The organism is Bradyrhizobium arachidis (assembly GCF_024758505.1).
GTDB classification, from domain to species: Bacteria; Pseudomonadota; Alphaproteobacteria; order Rhizobiales; family Xanthobacteraceae; genus Bradyrhizobium; species Bradyrhizobium manausense_C.
Genome location: NZ_CP077970.1, coordinates 1784323 through 1809892, shown reverse-complemented (window position 1 = coordinate 1809892; position 25570 = coordinate 1784323). Strand labels below are relative to the sequence as shown.

At 56.6% G+C, this 25570-nt stretch carries 19 protein-coding genes; 5 read left to right on the top strand and 14 right to left on the bottom strand.

From position 1 onward, the window contains the following. Positions 1-178: 178 nt before the first annotated feature. Positions 179-502 (bottom strand): hypothetical protein, encoded by a 324-nt coding sequence (locus tag KUF59_RS08030; protein ID WP_258769177.1) that lies wholly within the window; start codon positions 500-502, stop codon positions 179-181. Between the two features lie 389 nt (positions 503-891). Here KUF59_RS08030 and KUF59_RS08025 point away from each other — a divergent pair, with 389 nt between their 5' ends. From KUF59_RS08025 to KUF59_RS08010, 4 genes are all read left to right on the top strand, one after another. Further along, on the top strand, positions 892-1641 hold the full coding sequence (locus KUF59_RS08025; RefSeq protein WP_258769176.1) for a P-loop NTPase family protein: 750 nt from the start codon (positions 892-894) through the stop codon (positions 1639-1641). Positions 1642-1673: 32 nt separating this feature from the next. Then, on the top strand, positions 1674-2345 hold the full coding sequence (locus KUF59_RS08020) for a hypothetical protein (RefSeq protein ID WP_258769990.1): 672 nt from the start codon (positions 1674-1676) through the stop codon (positions 2343-2345). Positions 2346-2495: 150 nt separating this feature from the next. Further along, a complete protein-coding gene (locus KUF59_RS08015; protein WP_258769175.1) occupies positions 2496-4031 on the top strand; it encodes a class I adenylate-forming enzyme family protein in 1536 nt (511 codons plus the stop codon). An 818-nt stretch (positions 4032-4849) separates the two neighbouring features. Further along, the gene (locus tag KUF59_RS08010) at positions 4850-5770 is read left to right on the top strand and encodes a transglycosylase domain-containing protein (RefSeq protein WP_258769174.1); all 921 of its coding nucleotides are present in this window, start codon (positions 4850-4852) and stop codon (positions 5768-5770) included. Positions 5771-7187: 1417 nt separating this feature from the next. Here the strand turns inward: KUF59_RS08010 and nifA are convergent. From nifA to KUF59_RS07960, 10 genes are all read right to left on the bottom strand, one after another. Then, positions 7188-9005 (bottom strand): nif-specific transcriptional activator NifA, encoded by a 1818-nt coding sequence (nifA, locus tag KUF59_RS08005; protein ID WP_258769173.1) that lies wholly within the window; start codon positions 9003-9005, stop codon positions 7188-7190. Between the two features lie 1401 nt (positions 9006-10406). After that, positions 10407-11396, bottom strand: coding sequence for a nodulation protein NodZ (locus KUF59_RS08000; protein ID WP_258769172.1), 990 nt, complete (start codon positions 11394-11396; stop codon positions 10407-10409). A 258-nt stretch (positions 11397-11654) separates the two neighbouring features. Further along, complete coding sequence (locus KUF59_RS07995) at positions 11655-13703, bottom strand: carbamoyltransferase family protein (protein ID WP_258769171.1); 2049 nt, start codon at positions 13701-13703, stop codon at positions 11655-11657. Between the two features lie 163 nt (positions 13704-13866). Continuing rightward, a complete protein-coding gene (locus KUF59_RS07990) occupies positions 13867-14655 on the bottom strand; it encodes an ABC transporter permease (RefSeq protein WP_258769989.1) in 789 nt (262 codons plus the stop codon). Then, the gene (gene nodI / locus KUF59_RS07985; RefSeq protein ID WP_258769170.1) at positions 14655-15569 is read right to left on the bottom strand and encodes a nodulation factor ABC transporter ATP-binding protein NodI; all 915 of its coding nucleotides are present in this window, start codon (positions 15567-15569) and stop codon (positions 14655-14657) included. Before nodI ends, KUF59_RS07990 begins: the two co-directional genes overlap by 1 nt. Further along, a complete protein-coding gene (gene nodU, locus KUF59_RS07980) occupies positions 15557-17278 on the bottom strand; it encodes a nodulation protein NodU (RefSeq protein ID WP_258769169.1) in 1722 nt (573 codons plus the stop codon). Before nodU ends, nodI begins: the two co-directional genes overlap by 13 nt. Positions 17279-17289: 11 nt before the next feature. Continuing rightward, positions 17290-17919 carry a nodulation methyltransferase NodS gene (gene nodS / locus KUF59_RS07975; RefSeq protein ID WP_258769168.1) on the bottom strand — a complete coding sequence of 210 codons (630 nt, stop codon included), beginning with the start codon at positions 17917-17919 and terminating at the stop codon, positions 17290-17292. Between the two features lie 13 nt (positions 17920-17932). After that, entirely contained in the window at positions 17933-19279 is a 1347-nt protein-coding gene (nodC, locus tag KUF59_RS07970) for a chitooligosaccharide synthase NodC (protein WP_258769166.1), read from the bottom strand. Positions 19280-19293: 14 nt separating this feature from the next. Further along, on the bottom strand, positions 19294-19953 hold the full coding sequence (nodB, locus tag KUF59_RS07965; protein ID WP_258769165.1) for a chitooligosaccharide deacetylase NodB: 660 nt from the start codon (positions 19951-19953) through the stop codon (positions 19294-19296). After that, entirely contained in the window at positions 19950-20543 is a 594-nt protein-coding gene (locus KUF59_RS07960) for a NodA family N-acyltransferase (RefSeq protein WP_258769164.1), read from the bottom strand. The genes nodB and KUF59_RS07960 overlap by 4 nt, the downstream gene beginning before the upstream one ends. A 973-nt stretch (positions 20544-21516) precedes the next feature. On the opposite strand from KUF59_RS07960, the gene KUF59_RS07955 reads away from it, so the two are divergent. Beyond that, the gene (locus KUF59_RS07955) at positions 21517-22512 is read left to right on the top strand and encodes a LysR family transcriptional regulator (RefSeq protein WP_258769163.1); all 996 of its coding nucleotides are present in this window, start codon (positions 21517-21519) and stop codon (positions 22510-22512) included. Between the two features lie 329 nt (positions 22513-22841). On the opposite strand, the gene KUF59_RS07950 is transcribed toward KUF59_RS07955, so the two are convergent. From KUF59_RS07950 to KUF59_RS07940, 3 genes are all read right to left on the bottom strand, one after another. Next, positions 22842-23951 (bottom strand): branched-chain amino acid ABC transporter substrate-binding protein, encoded by a 1110-nt coding sequence (locus tag KUF59_RS07950; protein WP_258769162.1) that lies wholly within the window; start codon positions 23949-23951, stop codon positions 22842-22844. 141 nt (positions 23952-24092) lie between these two features. Beyond that, positions 24093-24551, bottom strand: a complete 459-nt coding sequence (locus KUF59_RS07945; RefSeq protein ID WP_258769161.1) for a MerR family transcriptional regulator — start codon at positions 24549-24551, stop codon at positions 24093-24095. Between the two features lie 223 nt (positions 24552-24774). Continuing rightward, entirely contained in the window at positions 24775-24993 is a 219-nt protein-coding gene (locus KUF59_RS07940; RefSeq protein ID WP_258769160.1) for a hypothetical protein, read from the bottom strand. Positions 24994-25570: the final 577 nt, after the last annotated feature.

Below are 25570 nucleotides of genomic sequence, written 5' to 3'. Positions count from 1 at the left end.
ACGCACTTCGCAAGGAGAGCTCCAATTCAACGGGACGGGCTTTTCACTCAATGCGACGCCCTACTCCCTTCCAGCACAACGAACTCGCTTCCACCGACACGAAATAGCTCACAAGCTGAACCACGCCGAAAGCCCGCCCATGCAATGCCCGAAATGTCATGCCAATGATCAAAACGCATTACACGACCCCTGGAGCGGCCGCCCGGTGATCGCCTGCAAAGCTTGCGGCCACTATGTTGATGACGGCTTCGCCGATCGCGAAAGAGCTTGCGCCATAATCGCCGAGGTCGTGGCATCCAACTTGATCGGCAGGGACAACGGTGGTGCTAAGCGCGCCGCAAGCGAGATCATCCATGCGCTCGAGAATTCCGGCTTGACGATCCGTTGAGCCTGAACCTGTAGGAGCTCGTCCGTGGTCGAACACTTTTTCCATCATTTTAGCCGCGGCCTTGAGGTCGTCTACCATGATGGTTTTTCTCTTCGCGTTCCGCGCGATCAGCATTTTTCGCTTAGGCATCTTGCCGACGAATGGAAGTATCGCGACACACCCGTTCGGTCTGTGCGCTCTGCTCAGTCGGATAATGTTGCTCAAGAGGTGAGTGTAACGAGATTCCAGATCAGACCCGCCACAGCTATGGCGGCCGCATACAACCCCCAACCGAGGAAAACGTGCTGATGGTCATCAAGACGTGCAGGCTCAGAGATGAAACAGGATGCGGTCGATTCCGGGGCGACAATACACAGCGCCACCCGCAACAGTAACGGCAATCGACATTTCACAAATCGGACGATCGTCTCTTTCGGCCAACATAGCGTCGAAAGCAGGAGCGGAAAACGCAGACCGCGCGCTTCGCGGCTGCACGGATGAAGCGATAACTTGAGAGGACTTCTATGGTAAAGCCAGTTGTGATTGTGGTCGGCGCGGACAAGGGAGGAGTCGGCAAAACGACCGTATCTCGGACGCTTCTGGATTATTTCAGCGCGAACAATGTGCAGACCCGCGCATTTGATACCGAGTCGCCCCGCGGGACGCTGAAGCGCTTTCACCCTGCGATTACCGAGATCGTGGACATGACGAGAACCGCGGACCAGATGAAGATCTTCGATACGTTGAACTCCGGTCTATCCGTCACCGTCATTGATGTTCGTGCCGGACTGATGTCCCCAGCGCTGGCGTCCCTGCGCGACATCGGCTTTTTGGACGCCGCCCGGTCAGGCCAACTCACCTTCGCCGTATTCCATGTATTGGGATCGTCCATCGCCTCGCTAGACGAGATCGCTGAAACAAGCGATTTCATGGGCGGCGCAAGATACTATTTGGTCAAGAACTTCATCAACGACACCCAGTTCTTTCAGTGGGACCAGTCGACCTACAATTCCTATTTCAAGCGAATCAAAGACGCCACCGATCTGACCATCCCGAAACTCAACGAGATGGCCTATGAACAGGTCGAGGTCGCCTCCGTTCCGTTCGTCAATTTCGTCGCGAACAAGGGACCACACGACGACGCCGCGAACTTCTCCTTCGTGCTACGCGGCTACGTACGGCATTGGCTCGCCAATGTCTGGAGCGAGTATGACCGCATCAACCTAACCGATCTCGCCGGTGCGAAGTCGGTGACCCGTGCGGGCGAAAGATAGTCGCTTGCGGATCCGTGCGCGCTGGATTAGCGATTTTGGCCACCCCGGTCTACATCATCTGCTCTGCAAGCCCGCAGGTCGGCAAGACGCTGATTGCTCGGCTCTTGAGCGAGTTCTTGCTGCTGAAGAACGGTGCGGTGCTCTCCTTCGACATCAACCTGAAGGAGCCGTCGTTACTCGACTATCTCCCCTCCATCACAGAGACAGCGGATGTCACCGATACCTATGGCAAAATGCAGCTCGTTGATCGACTTATTCTGAACGACGGAGTGGCCAAGGTGATTGACCTTGGCTTCCACGCTTTCGACGAGTTTTTCAAGATGTGCGGCGAGATCGGCTTCCTGAGCGAGGCGATACGGCACAACGTTGTGCCAATCATTCTATTTGTAGCAGACATTGACCGCGTCTCAGCCCGCGCGCATGAGATGCTGCGGCGGCAGGTCCCGAAGCAGATCCTGATCACCGTACATAACGAATTCTTTGTCCGCGGCGAACTGTTCGAGGCTATGAACCACGGGCCCGTGGTACGTTTCGCGGCACTACCAGTATTTCTAAATAAATACATCTGCCGACTAGGTTTGTCTTTCACCGGCTATCTGCGTCATGAGAAGGACACTTCGACGGAACTTCATCAGTGGATTCGGCGGAATTACACTATTTTCCGCGATATCGAGCTGAGTGTGATCCCCCAATGGTCGTGTTGAGTGAGGCCCGACAGGGAAACAATGCAGTCCATCGTAGCTTAGCTGCATTTGCCGGAGGAGCGTAACAAACGGCCTTCAAAGAACGCTGACAAGCGATGGTTCGGCCAACTCGGGGGCGAGTAAGGACCCAACGACACAGGATGAAGGATAGTGAATCTTTCCACATTGATTGAGCGTAACGCGGCGTTCGCTCCTAACAAACCTGCGATCAACTTCGAGGGCGACACCTTAAGTTACGCCGACTTTAATCAACGCATCGGCCGGGCAGCACGGACCCTGCAAACTGCATTCGGCGTCAAGAGAGGCGATCGCGTTGCCGTCCTGAGCTTCAACCGTCCTGATTATCTAGTTCTCCTCTACGCTTGTGCACGGATCGGGGCGATATTGGTGCCGATGAATTGGCGATTGGCGGTGGCCGAGCAGCTTTTCATCCTTTCGAACGTTGGTGCCAAGGTTTTGGTCCTTGAGCAGGCTTTTGGAGCCGTTCTGCCGATATTGTTGGAGACGCGACCCGACATTGCAACTGTGGGCTTCGGCTTCGCTTCTCCGGGCGAGTGCACGTGGGAGGGCTTGTTGGATCAGACACAGGGGGACAGCTACGAGCCCCGCGCAGACCTGGCCGACCCGCTTCTGATTGTCTACACTTCAGGCACCACTGGCCGACCGAAGGGGGCGGTGCTTCGCCAGGAGGCGTTATTGTGGAACGGCGTGATGAGCCAACATATGCACGCCCTCACATCTGACGATCATGTGCTGACCGTATTGCCGCTTTTCCACGTCGGCGGGCTCAACATTCAGACGACGCCCGCATTGCATCTCGGCGCGACGGTCACAATCCATTCACGGTTTGCGACTGAGGCTACCCTTGCTGCGCTCAAGCATGATCGTCCCACTTTGACGGTCCTGGTGCCTGCGACCATTCAGGCCTTGACCGACCACCTAACGTGGTCCGGGACCGATCTGTCGTCACTGAAGGCGGTTTCCGTCGGCTCCGCGACCGTGCCGCAGCACCTGGTTGATCGCTTGGTTGCACGCCGCGTTCCGGTGCTCCACATTTACGGCTCCACGGAAACAAGCCCCATTGCGATCTATACGAGGCTCGGCGGTGACCTTTCGCGGAAAGGGTCGACCGGCCTGCCCGGAATATGCTGCGAAGCGGTTGTCATGGATGATGCAGGTAACGAGTTGCCCGCAGGGTCGCCAGGTGAGATCGCTGTGCGTGGGCCCAATGTGTTGCAGGAATATTGGGGCAATCATCCGGCCACGCGCGAGGTGATGCATGACGGCTGGTATCGTACTGGCGACATCGCCCGTCGCGATACCGACGGATACTTTTGGGTCCATGACCGTAAGAAGAATCTGATCATTTCCGGTGGAGAGAACATCTATCCGGCAGAGGTCGAGCGCGTACTTTTGGAGCATCCCGATGTTGCTGAGTGCGCGGTCATCGGCCGGCCGGATCCACAATGGGATGAGGTGCCGGTTGCCTATGTGATCAAACGATCCGGAGCCCGCATAGACGGCGAGACACTCGTAACGCATGTGCAATCGCATCTCGCACGCTTCAAAGCGCCACGCGAGATCATTTTTATAGACGAATTGCCGAGAACGGCACTGGGTAAGATTCAGCATACTGTGCTCAAACAACTCGATTCCCGCTCAGGCGAGAAAGACTTCAGCGATTGACGATCGGCATCTGGGGGTACGCGCAATGCTTCCTGTGCCGCTGCGTTCATGCGCTTCAACCGCGCGTGCCGATGCGAATCATCGGCGAATGCACGCTCCAACGAAGCACCCTTCCATGGACCAGATCGGCCGAAGCTGTCGGCAACACGTCGCTCGTCGAATTTTCGGGACAAAAGTTGACGCACTTTGCGATGGATGTCACGTGTTGCCGATTTGTCGCTTCAGCAACCGCGCGAAGGCGCCACACTTGCCCCCTATGTTGACGGGCGAGCTTGCTTGCCAATCTAGAAAGCAGAGTTCACATCAGACAGCGGGAGCATCGATGCTTGGTCAGAACATCATCTGTTTCGATATGCCTCACGAGATACGGCGAGCAATGAAATAGACGCTCCGCAACTGTGGGCACCAACGGCTGCGACCTTGATCGATCAATTCCGACAACCCGACATTTCCAAAGATGAGCTCCCGCGAACGCTTCGCTCCGCTCTCCGGGGTTCTAGCGAACATGCGAGCTGAAGTTAAGACCGACGTGCAATCCCGCTTTCCGTCACCGTCGTTCGAACTATCTTTGCCGGAATAGCTGGCATGACATTTACAGAATCGGGCCTTGTCGACCAGGACGCATTCGGGCGAAAGCGCCCTTGGACGCAGCAGATCACCGACCGCGTATCTCAACCTCGGGCTGGCCTCTGCCTCCCGCGCCAAATGGAAACAGCATCCCGCTGAGGTATGCAACTCCTGAGGTTTGCCGCAGCGCTTCCGAAAGACGCCTGGTCGCCCGCCGCTCAGGCCCGTGTATATAAACCTGAAAGATCCACGTGATTCAGATTATTCCACCAAAGACGTCCACCATCCGGCACTGCTTGTCGGCTCGCGAGCTGTCCTTCGGACCCGCCTTACTGTCCTACGCGAGAGACTTGCGGGAATTATATTACCGTTATTCGAGGTTTCTAGACGGCATCTCTCTGGGCCGGTGGCAGCGCTGGCTCCTTCTCGAACCCGTTTCCGAAGCCCTGACCTTCGCTTTGTGCGGATTGCTCCTGTTGCTGGCGTTTGCCATCTCGACTACTCGCACCCTCTTGCAAGAGGATTGCCTGAAGGTTTCCGATGTCACGGTGTGCTTGCTTGACCGCCTCGGCGGGCCGATTGGCCATGGCGTACCGATCCCTCTTGGGGACTTTCCCGACGCGCTGATCAAGGCCACGCTCGCAACCGAGGACCGCCAATTTTACAACCATCTCGACATCGATTTCCCTGGCACTTTCCACGTGCTGCTAGTAGGGGCGCAGAACGGCACCCACCAGGTCGGCTCCACAATCACCCAGCAACTCGCACGGACACTGCTTTTTGATACCGAGCCCAGCATCGGACACAAAATCAAACAGGTACTGCTCCCAGTCTGGCTAGAATGGAATCTGACCAAAGATGAAATCTTGAGACTTTATCTCAACTGTGTCGATATGGGCGGCGATACCCTCGGTGTCGATGGTGCGGCGCGTTTTTACTTCAATAAGCCTGCTCGCGATGTGACCCTCGCTGAAGCTGCGATGCTGGTCGGCCTGATCAACGCGCCGATAAGATATGCCCCTCACATCGACCTGACTGCCGCTCATGCTCGCGCCAACATGGTGCTGGACAACTTGATCGAAGCCGGATTCATGACTGAAGACCAAACGATCAGAGCACGGCACAACGCCGCAAAAGTGATCGTGCGACGTAATGGGACTCCACCAAATTAGAACTATCGCTCAGAATCGCTTTCTTGCACAGTTACAAATGGGCGCCACCGTTGCCCGCGAAGTTTTCGCAAGACCCAGTTCAGCTCGCGTCGTCGACAAAGAAGCTCACCAGAGCTCATTCCGATGGCCGTACTGTGCTACCTCGATTGTCTTACTGTCAGCTGATCTCTGCGGCGCGTTTGAAATGTTGCAGCGACCCAGTCCCCTTCGCATCTAAGAACTATGCTGACTCTTATAGTATGTGGACAGTCGCCGCGCCTTAGCCAACAATTTAAGGCCTTCCGAGTTTGCCGGTAACACCATTCGATGGCAGATCACCGGTCGGGTTGGAACAAGCTCTTTCACAACAACTGTCCATTTTGAGGCGTGTATGCGTTGGCTCAGTCCATACAGAGCTACCGCGCCGCCTCGCTAATGGGACGACAGCCACCGCTGTCCCGCGCACAGATAGATTCGATCCGTGATTTCACGATTTCACGCGTCAATCTTACTATTGGAGTGTACTAAAATATCGAATTTCGTTAAATACAAGCGGCTTCAAACAGCAGTAGTCATCATGGCTTCAACAAGCGCCTGTATAGGCTATCAACGCATCGACATGCATTCAATGGGATGAATGACTGCGACTGCTTCGTGAGGCGTTCCAGCGCCAGCTCTCAACGTTCCACTTCTGGCCAGCAGCGTGCCGTTGCTAAAAGGATATTCTATTGGAGTTTCCATTCATGGATCACCCTTCTCCCCAACAGCAGCAAGCATTTGACGCTCTGGTGAGCGTGGCATTTGAGAAGTCATGGCGTTTTGTGGAGAACGACCCGTTCCTGACCCATAATGCGGAGGCATTGCTCCGCACTCGGCTGCGAGTCCACCTGGAACGTTCGTTGGAAACGGGCGAGAAAAATGTACTTCATCTGGCAAACCACGCTATATGGAATCTGCGTACCGAACTTGGACGGCAGCCCGGAGTATAGTGTCGCCCTCACTGAAGCCCGGGAAGTCGGTCGTAAGTCCCAACTGCCATAGTATTTCGGCGCTCTTGAAGGTCGGCAATGGTCATCGTTTGGCTGCAGCTTGCCGGTCGCAGCTTGCGATTCCGATGATTCGTCGCACCCGTACGTCCCGCTCACAGCAGGTAGACATACAGGTCGGTCTAATGTTTGCGCGGCCAGCTAGAGCTTTAGCATGCAGCCGACCCGCGAGTGTTTCGCGTAGGCAGACTGCCTTGTCGCGTTTGAAGTCCGATCAATTGGCTGATCGTCTCATTCCGCGGCCGCCACGTGGTCGCTCTACGAAACGAGTCGCATAGCTCAGCTGGATCCTTGGCCCACCATATCTCCATTAGTCTATGGTAAGATCTACGATCACTGCCGTTGATTGCGCGGGCCGACACACTCATATCCTAACCAAGTTCAGCAGCCACTCACAGGCGCTTAATTTCGATGCCGTATTTCCTCAGCGCGTAGCCGATTTGGCGCGGCGTTAGTCCGAGTAGACGCGCCGCCTTTGCCTGCACCCAGCCAGTCTTTTCCATGGCAGCAATGAGGCGCTCGCGATCCGTCAGCTTCGCACCGCTCGAGATGGTACCAGCAACCGGCTCGGCCAGGACAGGCGGAGTCAGAACCGCGACCGATGCGGCTGCGTCGGGGATTGGCGTAGCTGGCTTGGGCGATAGCTCACCGATCAGCGGGGACCGCGGCTTCGCTTCATCCAATCCGCTTTTCCATAGCAGGGCGGAAAGGCACTGACCATGACAGCAAGCAAAATCGTTCCTGACAATGAATGGCCCCGGCGCCAGTGTTGCAGTCCGCTGAACGCAATTCTCGAGTTCACGAACATTGCCCGGAAACCCGCAATTCATCAGCACGTCCACGGCACCCGGATCGAACGTTAGTGTACGACTGTTCGCGCTGTTGAAGTTTTTGAGAAACTCAGTGGCAAGCAGCGGAATGTCGCTGCGCCTTTCGCGGAGCGGCGGCAGAAGCAATGGAACTACGCTAATACGATAGTAGAGGTCGGCGCGAAACTCGCTTTTTGACACCGCCCCCTCCAGGTCCTTGTTGGTTGCAGCGATCACTCGAACGTCAACTTTCATGGTGTGACCACTACCGACGCGTTCGAACTCTTGCTCCTGAAGAACCCGCAGCAACTTTGCCTGAAACGAGCCCGAGATCTCGCCAATCTCGTCCAGAAACAACGTTCCCTTGTCGGCAAGCTCGAAGCGTCCTTTGCGCGAATTAAGGGCCCCGGTAAAGGCTCCTTTTTCATGCCCGAACAATTCGGATTCCAGCACGGTCTCAGGCAGCGCTGCGCAGTTCATTTTGATGAACGGCCGCTTGGCACGCGGGGATAACTCGTGGATTGCCTTTGCAACCAGCTCCTTGCCGGTGCCTGATTCACCTCGCAAAAGAACCGTCGCATTCGACTTGGCTACCACCGCGATCTTGTCTAGCAGTCCGCGCAACGCCGGGCTGGTACCGATAATACCATCGATGTGAACCTTCTTACGCTCTCGCGCTGGCTGCTTAAATTCGAGCAGCTCCTTCTGCCATCGATAGCCCTCCGCCATGAGGCGTTTGCGGTCGCGCGCGACCAAGCGATGGAGCTTCACCGCCTGCCCTATCAGATTGGCGATCATGGTGAGTAGCCGGACATCGGAATCGAGTGGGAACATCGAGTCCAGGTCTGGCACACGCTCAATGGATAGGGTGCCAACTACCTTTCCATCGACGCTAATAGGAACCCCGATGAACGACAATCGCATGTGATCGGATACGCCGAGCACGTCCATGTCAGCTGCGCTAAAGGCCGGATGCTTGGCAATGTCTTCAGCGACGAACGGCATGCCCGTCGTCACGATCTCCTCAATCGCTTTTTGCGGCAGGCGCATACGGTAGCGCTCATCGCTTCCTTCGCTCCAGCCAGCGCCGACTGCAATCTCGGGCACATCATCGTCTGCCAAAAGAGACACGACACCATGTCGCATCTGCAAAGAGGACTGCAGCAAATCGATGACACTTGCTAACGCGACTTCGAGCCGCGACGGGCTGGCGAGCATGTTCGATATTTCGAACACTCCTCTAAGCGCGATCTCGTTCAATGGCAGGACCACGGGAAGGTTCGATCCGGCTTCCGGGCCTTGCCACTCGCATTCGGAATCAATCTGCACCCCGACAACGTCGACGCCGCCCTTGCTCTCTTCACGTGCAGTTAGTTGACACTTCGAAACATCGTCTTGCATCTCACGCTCGATCTCGCGCTCATTCTGATGGCGCTAAGATATAACACCTTTTCATGGCACGACGATAAAGAAGGAGCTTTCATTCGCTTCACGTTCCTTCAAACAATTGCGCGGAAACTCTTTGGAACACAACCGGCATCCATTTAGCAAGAATGAGCAACGATTTCTCCTATGTGGGCGCATCCGATCATATCTGTTCGACGTCATGTATCGTGATCTAGCGTGACCTTGGTTCTCACTCGAGGACTAGATCCGCTTTTTCCCCTTATTAAGCCACCCGGCATCTGCCGTGAGGGTCGTGATATTTCTGCGGTCGATCGGATGCGTGCAAACGCGCTGCATTCTGCATACACTCTCGGCAACATGAAACGGACGTTAACGTCCATTTCCGACAGTGACGCCGGAGCGCGCCCTCGTCCGACACGCCGTTAAATGAACGATATCTTTCCTTCTTCTGTCGTTGTCCATTCACTCACGCGTAGGTGAGTGCAGGATCTGGACCAGTCGGATACATAGAACGCCGGCACGATGCGACGCAATGTCACGCGCGCAGGCTTAGCCCCTTCCGGACATCAGGCGCGTGTTCTTTCAGACAGCAGCACGTGCCGTGTATTCGTTCCTCTTCCAGCTCACGAAATCGCGCCGGCGGACATGTGCACCATTGTCTTTTTCGCGCTGCTGCAACCGCAACAGTGGTGCCTTGTTTGTCCGAAACCCTTCAATGCATCCGAAGGCGGACAATTTGTGAGCTAACCGACGAACATCACGTCCGCGAGCGCGCTCCTTGAATTGATGGCACCGACCTTTTCGATGCGTAGGAAAGGAAGCTGCGCGGTTCAGCAGTGGCTTTCTGAGAACGAGACTCCGGTCGGTGCCTTTCAATGTACTCTGTCGTGCTCCTAATGGGGCCACCCGACGTCTTACAGCCGCCATAGACAGCGAGGACCGCAGTCCACTTATGGGCACGCACATCAAACGGGGCGGTGTTCATTGCCTTGGCGCACGCCGGCCGGGATTGCCAACCAGACGCAGTAGCCTCATAGGTCAGATTCGTCGGCTAGGCTGCTCCGCGAGCGACATGCAATGAACGCGCGTCGTTCCAGCGGTTGGCGCCTTTTTGATTTCGATGATGTGCTCTAGAGACGCGCTCGACCTCCAACAAGGCCGTTAGTCGGCGCGAAGACGAAAGTCCGCCCAGCGGCTATCGACAACGGCTTTGCCGGAAAGCACTTCATCTACGGGCCGCGAAGCGGGGTATGATCGGCGGGACTCATTTCGAAGCCAGGCAATCTGCCGCGCGCGCCGCGCCGCTTAAGCCTCGGCAAATGCACTGGGCCCCGAGGAAGCAACAGAGCACACGCGAAGTCGTCGTATGATCAGCGAGAGTATGCGTTATGCGGTTTATGAGATCGCATGACGTTCAGGTGGCTCTTCAATCAGGATTAAACGCGTCGGATCATTCAAATCGAACTCAATAATGCGCGGCGCGACAAGTCGAGCAAAGCGCGTAAAGGCGCTGGTCGGGGGAAACCGAATTACGGTATCGCATCGTCCGAGAAGGTACATCTCGATAAGAGCCGAAGATCCGCCGTCCGCTCCCAGCTCGGCACTGTGTAACGGGCCGGCTTGATCCGCTTGAAAGCGCTTCGAGATAGTAAAGCGGTCGGGAAACTTGGCCGAGACCTGATCCAGAACCTTCGGGCTATCCGTGCACAAGAAGACCTTCACGGGCTTTGCATGGGGCAGAGCTTTCGCCTTTTGGATGGCGGTGCACACCTGCCGCAAGGCAACTTCCGGATCGGCCCAGTACGGCCTGTGCGCCATGATATCTTCGCCATTGCCGTGTCGAACATGAACGCCGACTACGCTACACCCCTCAAAGTATTCCTGATATATCGCGTCGATCCGAGCTTGGATTTCAGACCGCAGTTTGATGCTGCGAAATATTTGTCGCTCGGCGTCCTGATCACAAGCCCACATCAAACACGCATCGCACACAACAGTATTCGCCTCAGTATCGTCCCCGGACTCGAAAAGCTGCCTCAGCTCGTCGCGTTCCCGGAAGATCTGGTCATCTGGTCGATAAACGCAGTCGATCGATGGCCGATTCCACCACGTTGGAAAGAACGGTCCGGGAAGTGAGAGATTGTTGACCTGATCATCGCAGATCACACGTACGCCGGCGATCTCATCAATTTGTTCGAAGAATACCCGAAACGCATTGGCGAAGGGTTGACCGAGATAGCAAGAGCCCCGCCAATCGATGACTAGTGTACGGTCTGTCCGCTTGGCGTACTGCCAGGCTGCCGCCAGCGACCACAGGCAATCACCGAGACCAGTGCGCCGCCGAGAAACGACGAATCTTTCCTTCCTAACTCCGTCATCAAGCATTTCAACTTTCCTCGCCGCAACGTACCGGATCGATCAGCAGGCGCGCAAACTTTAGCCGAGCCATCGCCATGCTCCACGGCCCGGCAACGCCTGATAAGCTGCTTGGGCCGAGTGACTATCCGCTCGAACGATGGTGTCCGACACAACATTGAGGAGGTTCATCGGCTCCCCTGTATAGTAGCGCTATCACCGGAGTACGTTCTCCTCCCGTGCCTCGCACTCGTGTCGAGAGATTCGACCCAACCATGGTGAGCACGCTTATGCTAGTTCTGTCATCTGATGGGAAGCACTCTTCAAGTGAGTAGCGCATGAGGGCGGATGTAGGCGAACCCGGCGTTGCTCCCACAGGTCCCTCAACTCTTCGACGAGAGCCTCACGCTTCGTGTGGTCCAATACCATGAAATCGAAGAGGTCACGGAGGACGGCTTCGCCCTTGACCCGCATCAGCAGATCGAACAACTCATCTGAGACACGCACTGCGCCGCCGCCGGAAAACGTGGTGCGGACCTCGCATATTGTCTCTTGCCGATCTCGTGCTGTGTGAGCGCGAACGCAATACAGGGATGTATAAGGTGGCAATGAAACTGCGAGCGAAGTCCAATCGTCAAGCGTTACAGATCGCTTTCTGACCAGAAACGACCCGACCACAAGAGCATCGAGCTCAGTCGTCAGAAATGTGGCGACGGCGTCTGCAACCGAATCCACGATCGGTTCGGCATTATTGTTAAAGGAGGTATTGAGCAGAACTGGAATGCCCGTTCGCTTCCTGAACTCATCGATAAGGCCCCAGTAGCTTGGATTTGACTTGCGGGACACTGTCTGCAGCCGTGCAGTGCCATCAACGTGCGTAATCGCTCCCAGCAAGTCGCGCTTTGAATCATGCACGCGAACTACGAAGTTCATGAATGGAAATTCCCTCAAGCCAGCCGGGAGATCGAAATATTCGGGAGCATCCTCCTCCAACACGGAGGGCGCGAATGGCCGATAGCCTTCGCGCTTCTTGACCATCGCGTTGATGCGATCCTTGTTAGCTGCAGGTCGCGGGTCGGCCAAAATACTGCGGTTGCCGAGCGCTCGTGGTCCGAATTCCGATCGACCCTGCACCCAGCCGATGACTGCGCCGTTTGCCATCCAATCGGCCGCCCTGCCCGCCACGTCATCGCTGCGTTCAATGTCGAGGTGCCCGGCCCATGCATTCAGTTCCTGCTCTACGGTATGTTCGGTCCCGACATCGGGCCCCCAATAGACCTCCTGGAGCCGCTCGCGCGGCGCAGACTGACCAATCTCATGAGAGGCCATCAGTGCAGCGCCTAACGCGCAACCGGCATCGTGCGCCGCGGGCTGCACGAAGATATCTTCGAAGAGCCCTGAATACAGCAGCTTACCATTCACGGTGCAGTTGTGAGCTACTCCGCCGGCTAAGCACAGCCTCGACATGCCCGTGGCTTCTCGATAATGCCGAAGTATGTGAAACACGATCCGTTCGAGCGCTTCCTGCAATGAAGCACTGACGTCGCGATGCTGCTGAGTGAATGGCGTTCCCTTCCGCCGAACCTGAATATTGCGGACCAGCGTCGGACCGATGCGATCCAGGTGGAGCCGGTAGCCGCCGTTATCGCCCAGTTCGTAGAACTGCTCGAACAGCTTGCGATAAGGAGCGGGATCCCCGTACGGGGCAAGGCCCATGACCTTGTACTCGTCGAACAAGCTATAGCCGAGGTAACGTATCGTCTCGAGATAAAACAGCCCCAAAGAGTCGCTCTCCGGAAAGCTCACGAGTTGGTTAACGTCGCTTCCAGCTCCGATGGCAACGAGGCCGGAGAGAAACTCACCGCCGCCATCGATTGCAAGGACCAGACTTTTTTCAAATCCGGACATTGCGAATGCGCTTACCGCGTGCGCCTGGTGGTGACTTACGAATGAGATACGAGACTGATCGACCTCGGTGCTGAACTCCTGAGCCAGCATTGTTCGCAGCAAAAGCCTGGCATCCATCGGAATAACGTCGGACGGCTGCGAAACGAACAGGCGCTCGAGCATCGCATTGCAGTACGCTTCGGTTGCATAGAACGCGATGCGATCGACGTCGCTCAGTTGAACACCTGCCGCTTCGAGGCAGTATTTGATCGAGTGGCTTGGAAATTTGTTAGAATGCTTGACCCGATTGAGGCGCTCTTCTTCAATTGCCGCGATAACACGTCCGTCGCGCACGAGCACAGCTGCGCCATCGTGAAGGAATGTGCTTGGAAGCTCGGGTCGACATTCATAAACCTTGTCTAGTCCGCCGCTCACGCCGAGACACAGCATCTCACTCTCCATCTATTGTAAAAGGCTCAATTGTGACCAGCGGCCCCTCAGCCACTCGCCGCTGCATACACCAGTCCAACAACACCAGCACACGCGACCTTGCAAGCATCACGGATCTCCAAGCCATGGGCTGAGCGTTAGTCGACTCTTCCACAGCGGCCTCTCAGCGCATCAGGCGTCGGAGAAGCAGCGCAACCGACAACAAGAACGGCACCACCGCATAAATGCAGAGTGCGCCAATATGTGTGCCGACGCTGTCGACTGGCCGGCCAAGCATCGCCGGGCGAATAAGCTCAATCGAGTGCTCCAGGGGCAACAAGGCGGCTACGAGCTGGAAGGCGGCGGGCAACTGTGTGATCGGGAACACTGCGCCGCAGAGGAACACCATGGGTGTAAGGACTAGCGTCTGGTAGAACACGAAGTAGTCGTAGCTGGGCGCGAGTGATACGATGACCATCGCCAAGCTTGCGAAGACGAATCCCGTGAGGGCGATTGCGGGCAGCGCATAGAGCATGGATGGCCATGCCGCATATCCCAATCCCGCAGCAACGATTGTAATTCCAGTGCCGGCCAGCAGGGCCTTGCTGGCTGCCCACGCCACCTCACCGAGCAGGACGTCGCCGAGCGTCAGCTGTGTACACAGCATTGCCTCCCAGGTCCGTTGAGTATGCATGCGGGCGAACGTTGCGTAGATCGTTTCGAAGCTCGCGGAAGTCATCGCGCTGGTCGCAACCATGCCGCCAACCAGAAAATCGATATAGGAAGTTCCGTTTACGCGGCCGACGATTAGGCCGAGGCCAAAGCCAAGACCAAGTAGATTCGTCATCGGATCGGCAAGATTGCCTAGAAGCGATGCTAGCGCGACCTTCCTCCAAGCCAAATAGTTGCGACGCCATACCGCGACCCAGTTACGCGCGTTGGCGGGCATGGCCGCGCCGTAAGTCACTCTCATCATATCTCTATCTCGCGTCCGGTAAGGCGCAAGAACACATCTTCGAGATTCGCCGGACGCTCCAGAAGGCGCAAACCCGCACGCCCCCGCAACTGCTTCCGCACCTGCTCCAGGTCCGGTGCATAGCAAAAGATGGTCTCGCCGCTTTGTTCAATGCGCTGTGCGTAAGGCCTGATCAGTTCAATGGATTCGTGCGGATTGTCGCCATAGATCTCCATGACATCGCAGCCAATCTGTTCGTTGATTAGCGTGTGAGGCTCGCCTTCAGCGATCTTGCGTCCTTGTTCAAGCACGCACAGCCTATCGCACAGCCGCTCTGCCTCTTCCATAAAGTGGGTCGTCAGCAGGATCGTCTTGCCGCGTGCAAGTAGCGAACGCAGCCGTTCCCAGATTAGATGGCGGGCATGCGGATCGAGACCAGTCGTCGGCTCGTCCATAACGAGCAGTTGTGGATCGTTGATCAGCGCACGTGCCAGCACCAACCGCCGCTTCATGCCGCCAGATAACTCAGCAACGCGTGCATCCGCTTTGCTTTCAAGGCGGGCGAATTCGAGCAATGATGGAATGACTGCCTCGATTTCACGCGCGCTCATGCTGAAATAACGCCCGAACACCAGCAAGTTCTCGCGGACGGTGAACTCGTTCTCAAGATTGTCAAACTGCGGGACTACGCCCACGCCAGCGCGCGCCAAGCGAGCGTGTGCCGGTATTTGCTTGCCGAGCACGGTAATCTTACCGGCGTCCGGCGGCACCATGCCGAGGAGCATACGCACAATCGTGCTTTTGCCAGCGCCATTCGGTCCGAGCAATCCGAAGCACTCTCCCGCCGCAACAGTGAATGTCAACCCGTTGACAACGACCTTGCCGCGATATGATTTGTTTACCGCGGCAAGGTCGATAGCTACGCTCGACATGTGTCCATCTCAGCTTGTCGTTCGGACGACGGCACTTTCGTTGCGAGCGTTTTGGTCCAGAGTAGACCCTCGCACCAGACGTGTTCGACGCGTCCCCATTCGCAGGCAGCTGCGACATCGGGGAAGAAGCCACGTCCATGGTGGTTAGCGCTGGTATTGCAAAGCAGCGGAATGCCCGTGAGTTTTTCATATTCAATGAGCAGCTCAGCAACCGTATGCTGGGATGTTCTGCTAATCGTCTGCAGTCGTGCAGATCCGTCAAGGTGCACAACGGCCGGGATCCTGTCTCGCCATTCCGGCCGCGTCTGATGATCGAAGAGCATGTAAGGGTCCGGCGTTCCAGGATCGAAAATGTCCGGCGCTCGGTCCTCCAGGCATATTGGCGCAACAGGGCGGAAATGTTCGCGAAATTTGATGTCGTTGAGATAGTCCTTCATTCCCGGCGAAGTCGCAGCGGCAAGAATGCTTCTGCCACCCAAGGCGCGTGGTCCAAGTTCGGCGCGACCAGCGAGAAACACCACGGGCTTATTGCTTGCAAGGAGCGCGGCAAGCTCCCTTATGCTGCACGGTGTGGCGTCCCATTCCGCTGATGCATCGTCGCTTCTGAGGGCCGGGCCGCTATAGACCGACCACTCTAATGGCACAAAGCCCTTGTCCGCCACCATTGCTGAGCAAGCGGCGCCGATTGCGGAGCCACTGTCGTTCGGAAACGGCGGCACCCATACAGCATCGAACAGACCGGTCGCACGTAACGCACTGTTCCATTTGATGTTAAGTCCGCAACCCCCGGCTATGCATAGATTGCGCGGCCCCGGAAAGTACGAATGCCGCAGCAAAGCAAGTCCCATCTCCCGCACGAGGAGGCGCTCAAGGAAAACATGAAACGATGCAAGGATATCTTCGGCTCGCTTGGCCTCTAATCGAAGTGCGCTTTCCGCGAAGAAGTCGTGTGTAGCCGCCAGTGACGCCTCGCCGTTACTTATGTTTTCACGGTAATGCCGAGCGGACTCCGTGTCCGCCGCAAAGTGCTTCTCATAGAGGCTGCTAAACACGGTTATGATGTCTTCATCAGGCGCACCCAGACCGATATAGGCCATCAGCTTGCCCGCGACACCCAAGTCCCAATTGGTTCGGTTAGGCTGCCGGTACGGCCCGAAGTGATGGCCCGCGACAGCATAGGCATGGCCTATCATTGGGAATAGGCATTCCAGGAAGCGGCCGCCACCAGGTCCTACATGATAGAGCCGTGGAAAGATGCAGCCGTCCCACACGAGGCAGAAGGCTGGCTCTCCCGCTTTCGCAAAAGGGCTAGTGCAGTATGCGGAGACAACGTGGCCTGTGACGTGTGCATAGCTTCTGTAAGAGAAGCTCTTGCCGTCAAGCGCAAGACCAGAGCCTGCGTGTGAAGAGAGAAGTCCCTCGGGACGTTCCACATACGGCGCACCTTTGAGAGTGAGACGATCCGACCCACTCATGACCTGGAATTCCGATTCGACTTCGCCATCCCAGCCGTCGATGACGAAATGATCGATATCCCTGGGAGCTAGTCCATGTTCCGCCAAGGCAAGAACAACCGTGTCGAGATTCTCGATGGTCTGATACCGCCGATTGTTGTCGCGTTTCTCCTGCTCGATGCAAAACACCAGACGTCCATCCTCCACAAGAGCGACGGACCCGTCATGCGTCAGCTTGATGCCACAAATGCGCATAATGCCTCATGCTAAGATTGGTTTTTGAATGGAAGCGAAGACCGGTTCGAATTCCGAAAACACGCGAGCAAACAGTCTTCGTTGGCCGACTCACCTTGGCATTGCACCCGCTCGACCTCGACCAATGTCTCGCTCAACATCGCGATGATCGTCTCCGCGCCGGCAGCATGCCCCCAGCCCCGGCAAGTGGCATCACGCGCTGATCCGAAAACCAGATGACCATTCGGCGCAAGCATGCGCATCAAATTGCCGACGGCCCTACGCATCTCGGCGACATCGCGGAGGTAGTAGAGCACTTCGGCCACCACGATCAAATCGAACGGCTCCGCTCTCCAGAACTGTTCGATGTCGGAGACAAGCCATGTGACGTGCGACCATTGCTTCGTCCGGAGACTTGCCCGAGCGATCGCTCGCGGCGCGACATCGACAACTGTAAGTCGTTCGCAGTGAGGCGCCAGCTTTTCCGTGAACGCGCCGGCAGCGCATCCGACTTCGAGCGCATTCCTGATGGCGCCATTGGAAAGCGAAAGTCGCAGCATTTGTGCGTGGCGCTCACGCTCGAACGGATTGCCGTCCAGTCGCCATGGATCATCGGCAGCCAGCTCTCGCTCCAACGATGCGCGAGTCTCATCCAACTTCATGGCCAGCCGCTCCTCAGTCCGCACCGTCACTCGCCGCTGCAAGCGCGGCCGCGTCACCGCCAGAAGGACGGCGCGAACCATCCCGCTTGCGGGCCGGCATCGCTGGGTCTGATTGAGGCTGCTGGCTCTGCTTGAGCGCCTGTTCTCCGCCGGGGCCGAGGCTCTTGGCCGGCTTGCGTGAGAGCCAATCGCTATTGCTTAACGTACACAAGGCATATGCTTTCACTGGAAGTAGCAGAAAGATATTGATGGGCGTGTGCAGGGAAAACGCGAGAAACCGAAGTTGACGAGCACGAAAGGCCGCTACGGCGCATCGCACCATGGTCATTGATGCGATCATCAGAACTGTCCACCATGGCACCGTACCCGTGACTGCGACCTGCGCCATGCCCGTTATAACCGAAAACGCCAGAAGAAGCGGTCCGAGGTTCTGCCCGATAACATCTAGTGTCAGGTATGGGTCGAGACCTGGCAAAAGGCGCAACGCAAGCAGCGTGTCTCGGAACGTGCTCCGGGCCCAGCGAAGCTGTTGGCGCAGATAGGGGCCTAACCCATCCGGAACGAGCGTCGCGGCGTAGGCGTCGGAAACGTACTCAGTTCGAAATCCTGCTTTCAGCATAAGGATCGTGAGATGACGATCCTCGCCGAAATCGCTTGGCTTTCCTCGAAAGTATTGCGCTTCGTATTGATCCAGCAGCAAATCGAGGGCGGATCGTCGGTACATAGCGCATGGGCCGCAGCAACACATGACCGCGCCGAAACGCGCTTGAGCTGCTCGCTCTTCATTGCACGCCAACCAGTACTCCATGTCGATCAAGCCAGTTAGCCAAGTGGCGTTCCGATTGCTCGCCGTCAGCTGCCCCATGGCAGCACCGATTTCGGCATCTTGCATTCTCAGCGCAAGCTTCCCGACCATATCGCTCGCGAGTATTGTGTCCGAATCGACGTTGAGCACTAGATCTCCGAACGAGCAGCGGATCGCGGCAATCTGCGCCTTCCGCTTGCCAACATTTTTTGGAAGCAGAATGAAGTTGAATCTCGGGTCACGCGCAAACTCCCGATGGACAGGCGCCACATCCTCGCGATTCCAAGAGCCGTCATCGACCACATAGACGCGCAGCTGTCCGACGTAGTCTTGGCCTGCGATGGATTTTAGACACGCCGACAGCGTGCGCGGGTCCTCGTTGAAGCATGGTACGATCACATCCACGCTCGGCGCGGCTTCAGGGCGGACGGCATGTGTCGACACCGAAGGTGTGTGTGTCGGCGAGGCATGGAACGCCTGCGCGGTCTTGTAGACCGCTGAGAGCAGCGCATAAGACGAAACGATAACAGTGCTAGCTGTGTCAATCAGATTCATGGGACTTTATTCGTTCAGTGAAGTTGGGGAAGCGGGCAGATCGCAAATCCGCGATCCCGCAGGGCTGGAATAAGTTTGGGGAGCGCCTTCAGGGTCTGCTTGCGCAGATCGGCATGAATGCCCCGTCCCAACTCATCAGGGGGGCATCCATCGTGCAGCAGCACAATTGCACCGGGGCGGACGGATGTTAGCACTACATCGACGATCGCATCGACGCCGGGGCAGGACCAGTCGCGCGGGTCGACTGACCAGTGGAGAGCAGCCAGGCCGGCCTTCGCTGACATCGCCAGCACTTCTTCGGTCCAGATGCCATAAGGCGCACGCACGTGTCGCACCGAGGCTTGCGGGCACGCACATCTGATAGCGCTACTCGCTGCTAGTATCTCGTATTGCACTTCATCTGGTTCGCATCTGGATAGGTCCGGATGCGTCATCGTGTGATTTGCGACCTCGTGCCCCTCCGCGACCATCCGTCGGATCAGCCCCGGCTCATTCGCCGCGTACGTGCCAACTACGCAGAACGTTGCCGGTGCGCGAAATTCCGCCAGCACATCGAGAATATCCGGCGTACAATAGGAATTAGGCCCGTCATCAAACGTCAAATAGACACCGCAGCCGACCGTATCCTCGGGGCGCTTGCTGCGCGCATCGAATGCGAAATTGGCGTCTTTCACAGCTCTGGCCCGTTACGCTCGATGATTGTACCAGGCGGCCACTCGCTCATGGACCTCGCTATCGGAAACACTACGAGAAGTGCGTCATCGACGCGAGTTGGCGGCAGGTTGGCATAGATATCGGCAAGAGTGGACCGCACGCGAATGCCCGGAATAATCGTCGCCAAACCTGGGCGACCGAGTAGCCTGTGGATATGCTCTTTGAGTTCATGTCGAACCGTACCGAACCCGAACGGAACGCCAAGCTCCTGCAGCACTGGATACATCACGCGCATAGAATGCGAGATTCCCAGTCCCTCGAGGTCCGGCCGTACCGCGTACAATCCGAGTTCAGCCACCAGCAGATCGACTTCGCCGACCTTGATGAACCGGCGCAGCGCGCCGATATGAGCCGCCACACCGCGGTCATCGTAGCCAACTACACGGAGCTCCGGTCTCGCGCCGGCCCAGCTTCGATCGCCTTCAAAGGGTTTTGCGTTAAATACCCCGGTTGGCCCGTAGGCATTGCGAAAGAACTCGGAGATCTCGACGTGGTCGGCGAGTTGTAAGTCGTTTTCCCAGCACGTCCTCCACTGGAGTTGAGGGCGCATGAAAGGATCTCCTGCTTCTTGCAGCGGTCCTGAAGCACGCATCAGGCGAGCGACGAGCAGTGCGATGGCGCTCGTTCCATGGTGCCGTCAGAGACTGTGAATGATGTTGACTTGCCGACGGCGTTTGAGGCGCTACGTGCGAGGAGCAAGCCTTTTTGGATATTTGCGATCTTGAACGTGCTGCAGGTAACCGTTGCCGTCCTCTCCTTCAGGCCAGTAACGGTCGGCTCTGCTACAGCTATTGCTTCATGTACTCTACCGAATTTCCGTTTTTCTTCATTCCGCCTAAACGCCCCTTTTTCGCGACGTCTCTGCGCAGCACGGAAGCTATCGAAGGAGCACGCATTTACCCACTCATATCGGAGTAGGCACCTGCAATTGAAACGTATGTAGGGAGTATACGATGGTTTAAACCGCGCTCCTGGTGGCGTTATTGAGCGGCGTGCGGTTGCCATTAAACACGACGGTGATGTAGAGCTTTCCTCATGAGGGAGCATTTTGCGAAGGTGCCGCAACTCCGCTGCACCCGGCGTCATGCTCGCCATCTTGCGCAGCGAGAATGCTGACTGCATGCAAATAAAGCAGGACGGGACGATGTTGGTCGCGCCTTGATTTGCATCATGCAATCTCTGGCACCGACCTTGATGCACGCGATGAACCTCGTGCCGTTCAATGATCTTACGACGGGCTTGAGGGCTCGCTGCATGTGCGATCGGAGATCGTTCGCACGAGTGATTGATGCTAGACTCGGTACAATGTTCTCGAATGTTACGATCGAATGACGACCGTCGAGCTAGGCTGCGCGCAACCGCGGACGGAGTCTCGTCGCCATTTCTTGCGATCTGCCTCGCCATGCTCCGCTGCTCCAAAACCTACCAAGTTCATAAAGTCTGTCAGCTTCCTAGCTGGCGCTACGCGAACTGGTAAAATCGATTGTTTGGATGAGAAACATCTACATTGCGGATAGGTGACAATGCGTTTCCGGGGCCTTGATCTAAATCTCCTCGTCGCGCTCGATGCTCTCATGACCGAGCGCAATCTCACGGCGGCAGCACGCAGCATCAACTTGAGTCAACCGGCCATGAGCGCGGCAGTCGGCCGACTGCGCACTTATTTCCGAGACGAGCTCTTTACGATGAGGGGGCGCGAACTTATCCCAACCCCACGTGCGGAAGCTCTCGCCGCTCCGACTCGGGAGGCTCTGCTTCATATCCAGTTCTCCATTACGTCCCGGGATACGTTCAAGCCGAGTGAATCCGACCGTCGTTTTAGAATCTGCCTGTCGGACTTTGCTACGATCGTATTATTTCGAAACGTCGTGGAGCGCGTCGCGCGAGAAGCTCCCGGCATACGGTTCGAGTTGATGCCTCTCGCAGACCCGTTCGATCACCCGCTCGAACGTGCAGAAATCGACTTTCTTGTCGTGCCTGAGGTATACATGTCGGACACGCACCCCAGGGCACCCCTCTTTGACGAGACAATCGTGTGCGTCGGTTGCCGTTCGAACAAGCAGCTGTCTCGGCAGCTTACATTCGGACGATACATGTCGATGGGGCACGTTGCGGTCAAGTTTGGGCGTTCTCGAGTGCCCTCCATCGACGATTGGTACATGAAAGAGCACGGCCTCAGGAGACGGGTTGAGCTCATCGTGCCGAGCTTTAGCATGATTCCGCACATGCTAGTGGGCACCAACCGAATAGCCACGATGCCCTTGACGCTTGTGAAGTACTTCGCAAAGACGATGCCACTGCGGATCAACAAACTTCCGCTACCACTTCCTGGTTTTACCGAGGCGGTGCAGTGGCCTTCGGTCCACGATACCGATCCGGCGAGCATATGGATGCGCGAGGTCTTGTTACAGGAGGCAGCTCGCCTAGCTCCTGGGCGTGCGGGTTCTAAAACGTGTTTAAGCCATCCATCGAACAACCCTTCACCAGCTAAAGACTCGGCTGCAAACGCTCAAAAATGACAACTGCGGCTCGTAACCTGCTCCTTGCTCTAAGAACTGATGTCGATGACGATCGCTAGGCAATAGCGCTTGCTGTGCCAGCGATCTTTCACGATCAGGTCTTTTTTCCACACAGCTGTCGCCTGGACTCGGTGACGTCAGCTTAGTGGCCGGCACTCCTCCGATTAATGCACTCGGCCGCCAATTGATCACGTTGCATCTCTTGGCCCAGCGCTCGCTTCCCTCAAATCGATTCGACTCGCCACAAGAGGCCCTTTGGCGAGCGATTCATCAGATCAGCTGCCGGCGCGTCGACGTGACAGCTATCGATCAGGTCACCGATATCGAGGCTACTCAACCATCTCGACCGCGTTGTCGCGCCAACGATTGACTACGAAGCCGGGAGACGCATTGTCTCCTTTAGCGTCAAATCGAACTTGGCCGACGACGGTCTCTACCTCTTGCGACCGAAGTGCTTTTGCCACGCGCAGAGCGTTGAACGAGCCCGCGCGCTTCACCGCGTCGGCCCATGCTTGTATGGCGGCATAAGTGTAAAGCGTGTAGCCCTCCGGAGACCTATTTGATGCTTTCAATCGAGCTACGACGTCGGCCGCCTCAGCCTTCTTAGTTGCGTCGGGCATGAATGTGAAGAGAGTGCCGTTTGCGGCTCCGCTCGCAATCGCCCAAAACTCGCCGGTCATCAAAGGATCGTTAGCCATGACCGTGAAGCCGGCTTGTGCGTCCGCCGCTTGCCGCACAATCAAGCCGATCTCCGTGTAGTAGCCACCGATATAAGCGATCTGAATTGCTTCTCTCTTCAGTCTCGTCACCAGTGCCGTGTAATCCTTTTCGCCAGCCATATAGCTTTGCCGCATCAAAGGCTGCAGTCCCGCATCATTGAGACGAGAAGCAACAATGTCTGCAATGCCCTTCCCAGCAGTGCTCTTGTCATCAAGGATGGCAATCTTACTCTTAGAATAGTGCCGCAAGATATAATCAGCGGCGACTAGGCCTTGCTGATCGTCACGGCCGCAGATCCGAAAAACCGTCTTGAGGCCCCGTTCGGTCAGCTGAGGATTAGTTGATCCAGACGAAATCTGGATAATTGCTGCCTCAGCGTAAACATCGGAGGCGGGAATTGATGAAGAGGAGCAATAGTGACCAACGACCAACCTGACCTGATCCGACACCAATCGATTTGCGACCGCCACGGCTTGCTTCGGGTCGCAGGCATCGTCGGCAACGATCAATCTGATCTTTGTATCGAGAAGTACTCCGGAAGAATTCAAATCATCCACAGCCGCACTAGCGCCATACCGCATCTGCGCACCAACCGCAGCGTTGCTGCCCGTCATGGGACCCGCCACTGCAATATAGATGTCGTCAGCGGACGCGACCGAGACCAATACAGAAGCAAGGACCATAGCGCCGGCAACCGAACCCTTGCTAAAGAATGCCATTTGACGTCCCTAACTGTGGTTTGCTCTTGCGGTAAGGCTTGCTGTGGTTTCGAACACCTCTGTCGTGGATGTTAGCGGACGCACAGAACGTCGCCTTGTCTAAGCGATCGTCCGCGCAATCCGATGGTTCCTCCTGCCCACCTATCGATCTGCATCATCCGGAGCGCGTGCGCGCCGGCGGGTATGCGCGCACCCATCCTGCGACATCGCATCGAGGCGAGCAGGTAGTTCGTCCACACTCACGTTCGATTCGGCGTTCTTCGTGATGTTGCGCAAACGATCGCGCAACTTGGTTGCGCGCGCGACCTGAAGCTCCGCTCGTTCCAATTGCTCGCTCAACAAGTTAGGAAGCGAGGATCTACCCTCCATCGCTCTCCGGATCTCTTGCAGAGAGAAGCCAAGCTCGCGAAGCGCCAGAATGTGATAAACTCTTCTGACGCTCTCACAGTCGTAAATCCGGTGACCTCCGCCCGTACGCTGCGATGCTGCGAGCAATCCCGTATGCTCATAATGACGCAGCGCGCGCACCGTCACGCCGGTCGCCTCTGCAAGTTCACCGATGCGTCGCCAGCGACGCCTGAGTACTGTAGGTCTGGTCATGTTTCTCTTTTTCAAACCTACAACCTAACGTCACGTGAGGTTCAAGCGGTTTCGACGGCCTGGAGACTTTGTTGCCAACTTTCCGCCGGCGACATCGAACCTCGGACTCCGAGGAGCGCCTTAGCGAGCTGGGTGACATGCAAGATACAAGCGACCACTCCGCTGCCATGGCGTCGGACGACGTCGCCATGGTGTATCCAGGAAGAAGCATTCAAGCGCTAGACTAGGCGACTGACGCAATGGCCACCATCAGCCTTCTTAGGAGAACCAATTCGGCCTCACCAGCGGCGATACGTCCAAGTACAAGCTTGGCAATCTCTGTTCGATTGACGGGAGTTCGCATGCTTGCAGGTAGCGTCGCCACTACCTCATCATAGATCTTTCCCAAGACTGAAAGGTCTTCTGGATCGAAAACACCACTTCGTACCTGCAACACTTGCACCGTCTCTCCTGTCGAAACATCGCGCCGGCGGCTGGGCTCCTTGCAAGGTCGTTTGGCTGCGTTAGGGCAAAAAAAAGACAGACCTGCGGCGCATCAGTCACGAGCGCGTCGATTTCTCGCTCGATGTAGCAGGTCGGCCTACTGGCGTGATAGTTGCGGGCAAAGGGTCGACAGGCTTTTGACCGCGCAACCAACATGGCGAGGGTTGGGACGCGTGGGTGACGACCCAATGCACCGTACTTAGGTATGGAGATCGCGATTTGTCGCGCAATCTTTCAAATTTCTTTCGAGCCCATTTCTACTTCGCTCACACCGAATCGCCCAGCTCGCGATGAACAAGTCGGAAGATGAGCAATTTTCGAGCACCGACGTGCTGAGGCATGCAAGGCATTGTCGCTGCCTGAAATATTAGGCTGCATACATGCGAACGGCCACTCCGCTCGCCCCTCTTCGCCATGTCGAATTCGTACCGCCGTTTTAGGCACGGCCTCAACGGCGTCGCGCGAGGTCCGATCGGACCGGCCATTGCTTGTCTTTAGAAAGGGACGATCCGCAAGAGTTCAGCCAGTAAGCCCGA

Coding starts and splice junctions, on each gene's coding strand:
- KUF59_RS08030 (WP_258769177.1), bottom strand. CDS start 502: ATGCTGATCGCGCGGAACGCGAAGAGAAAAACCATCATGGTAGACGAC.
- KUF59_RS08025 (WP_258769176.1), top strand. CDS start 892: ATGGTAAAGCCAGTTGTGATTGTGGTCGGCGCGGACAAGGGAGGAGTC.
- nifA (WP_258769173.1), bottom strand. CDS start 9,005: ATGCAAGACGATGTTTCGAAGTGTCAACTAACTGCACGTGAAGAGAGC.
- KUF59_RS08000 (WP_258769172.1), bottom strand. CDS start 11,396: ATGCTTGATGACGGAGTTAGGAAGGAAAGATTCGTCGTTTCTCGGCGG.
- KUF59_RS07995 (WP_258769171.1), bottom strand. CDS start 13,703: ATGCTGTGTCTCGGCGTGAGCGGCGGACTAGACAAGGTTTATGAATGT.
- KUF59_RS07990 (WP_258769989.1), bottom strand. CDS start 14,655: ATGAGAGTGACTTACGGCGCGGCCATGCCCGCCAACGCGCGTAACTGG.
- nodI (WP_258769170.1), bottom strand. CDS start 15,569: ATGTCGAGCGTAGCTATCGACCTTGCCGCGGTAAACAAATCATATCGC.
- nodU (WP_258769169.1), bottom strand. CDS start 17,278: ATGCGCATTTGTGGCATCAAGCTGACGCATGACGGGTCCGTCGCTCTT.
- nodS (WP_258769168.1), bottom strand. CDS start 17,919: ATGAAGTTGGATGAGACTCGCGCATCGTTGGAGCGAGAGCTGGCTGCC.
- nodC (WP_258769166.1), bottom strand. CDS start 19,279: ATGAATCTGATTGACACAGCTAGCACTGTTATCGTTTCGTCTTATGCG.
- KUF59_RS07960 (WP_258769164.1), bottom strand. CDS start 20,543: ATGCGCCCTCAACTCCAGTGGAGGACGTGCTGGGAAAACGACTTACAA.
- KUF59_RS07955 (WP_258769163.1), top strand. CDS start 21,517: ATGCGTTTCCGGGGCCTTGATCTAAATCTCCTCGTCGCGCTCGATGCT.
- KUF59_RS07950 (WP_258769162.1), bottom strand. CDS start 23,951: ATGGCATTCTTTAGCAAGGGTTCGGTTGCCGGCGCTATGGTCCTTGCT.
- KUF59_RS07945 (WP_258769161.1), bottom strand. CDS start 24,551: ATGACCAGACCTACAGTACTCAGGCGTCGCTGGCGACGCATCGGTGAA.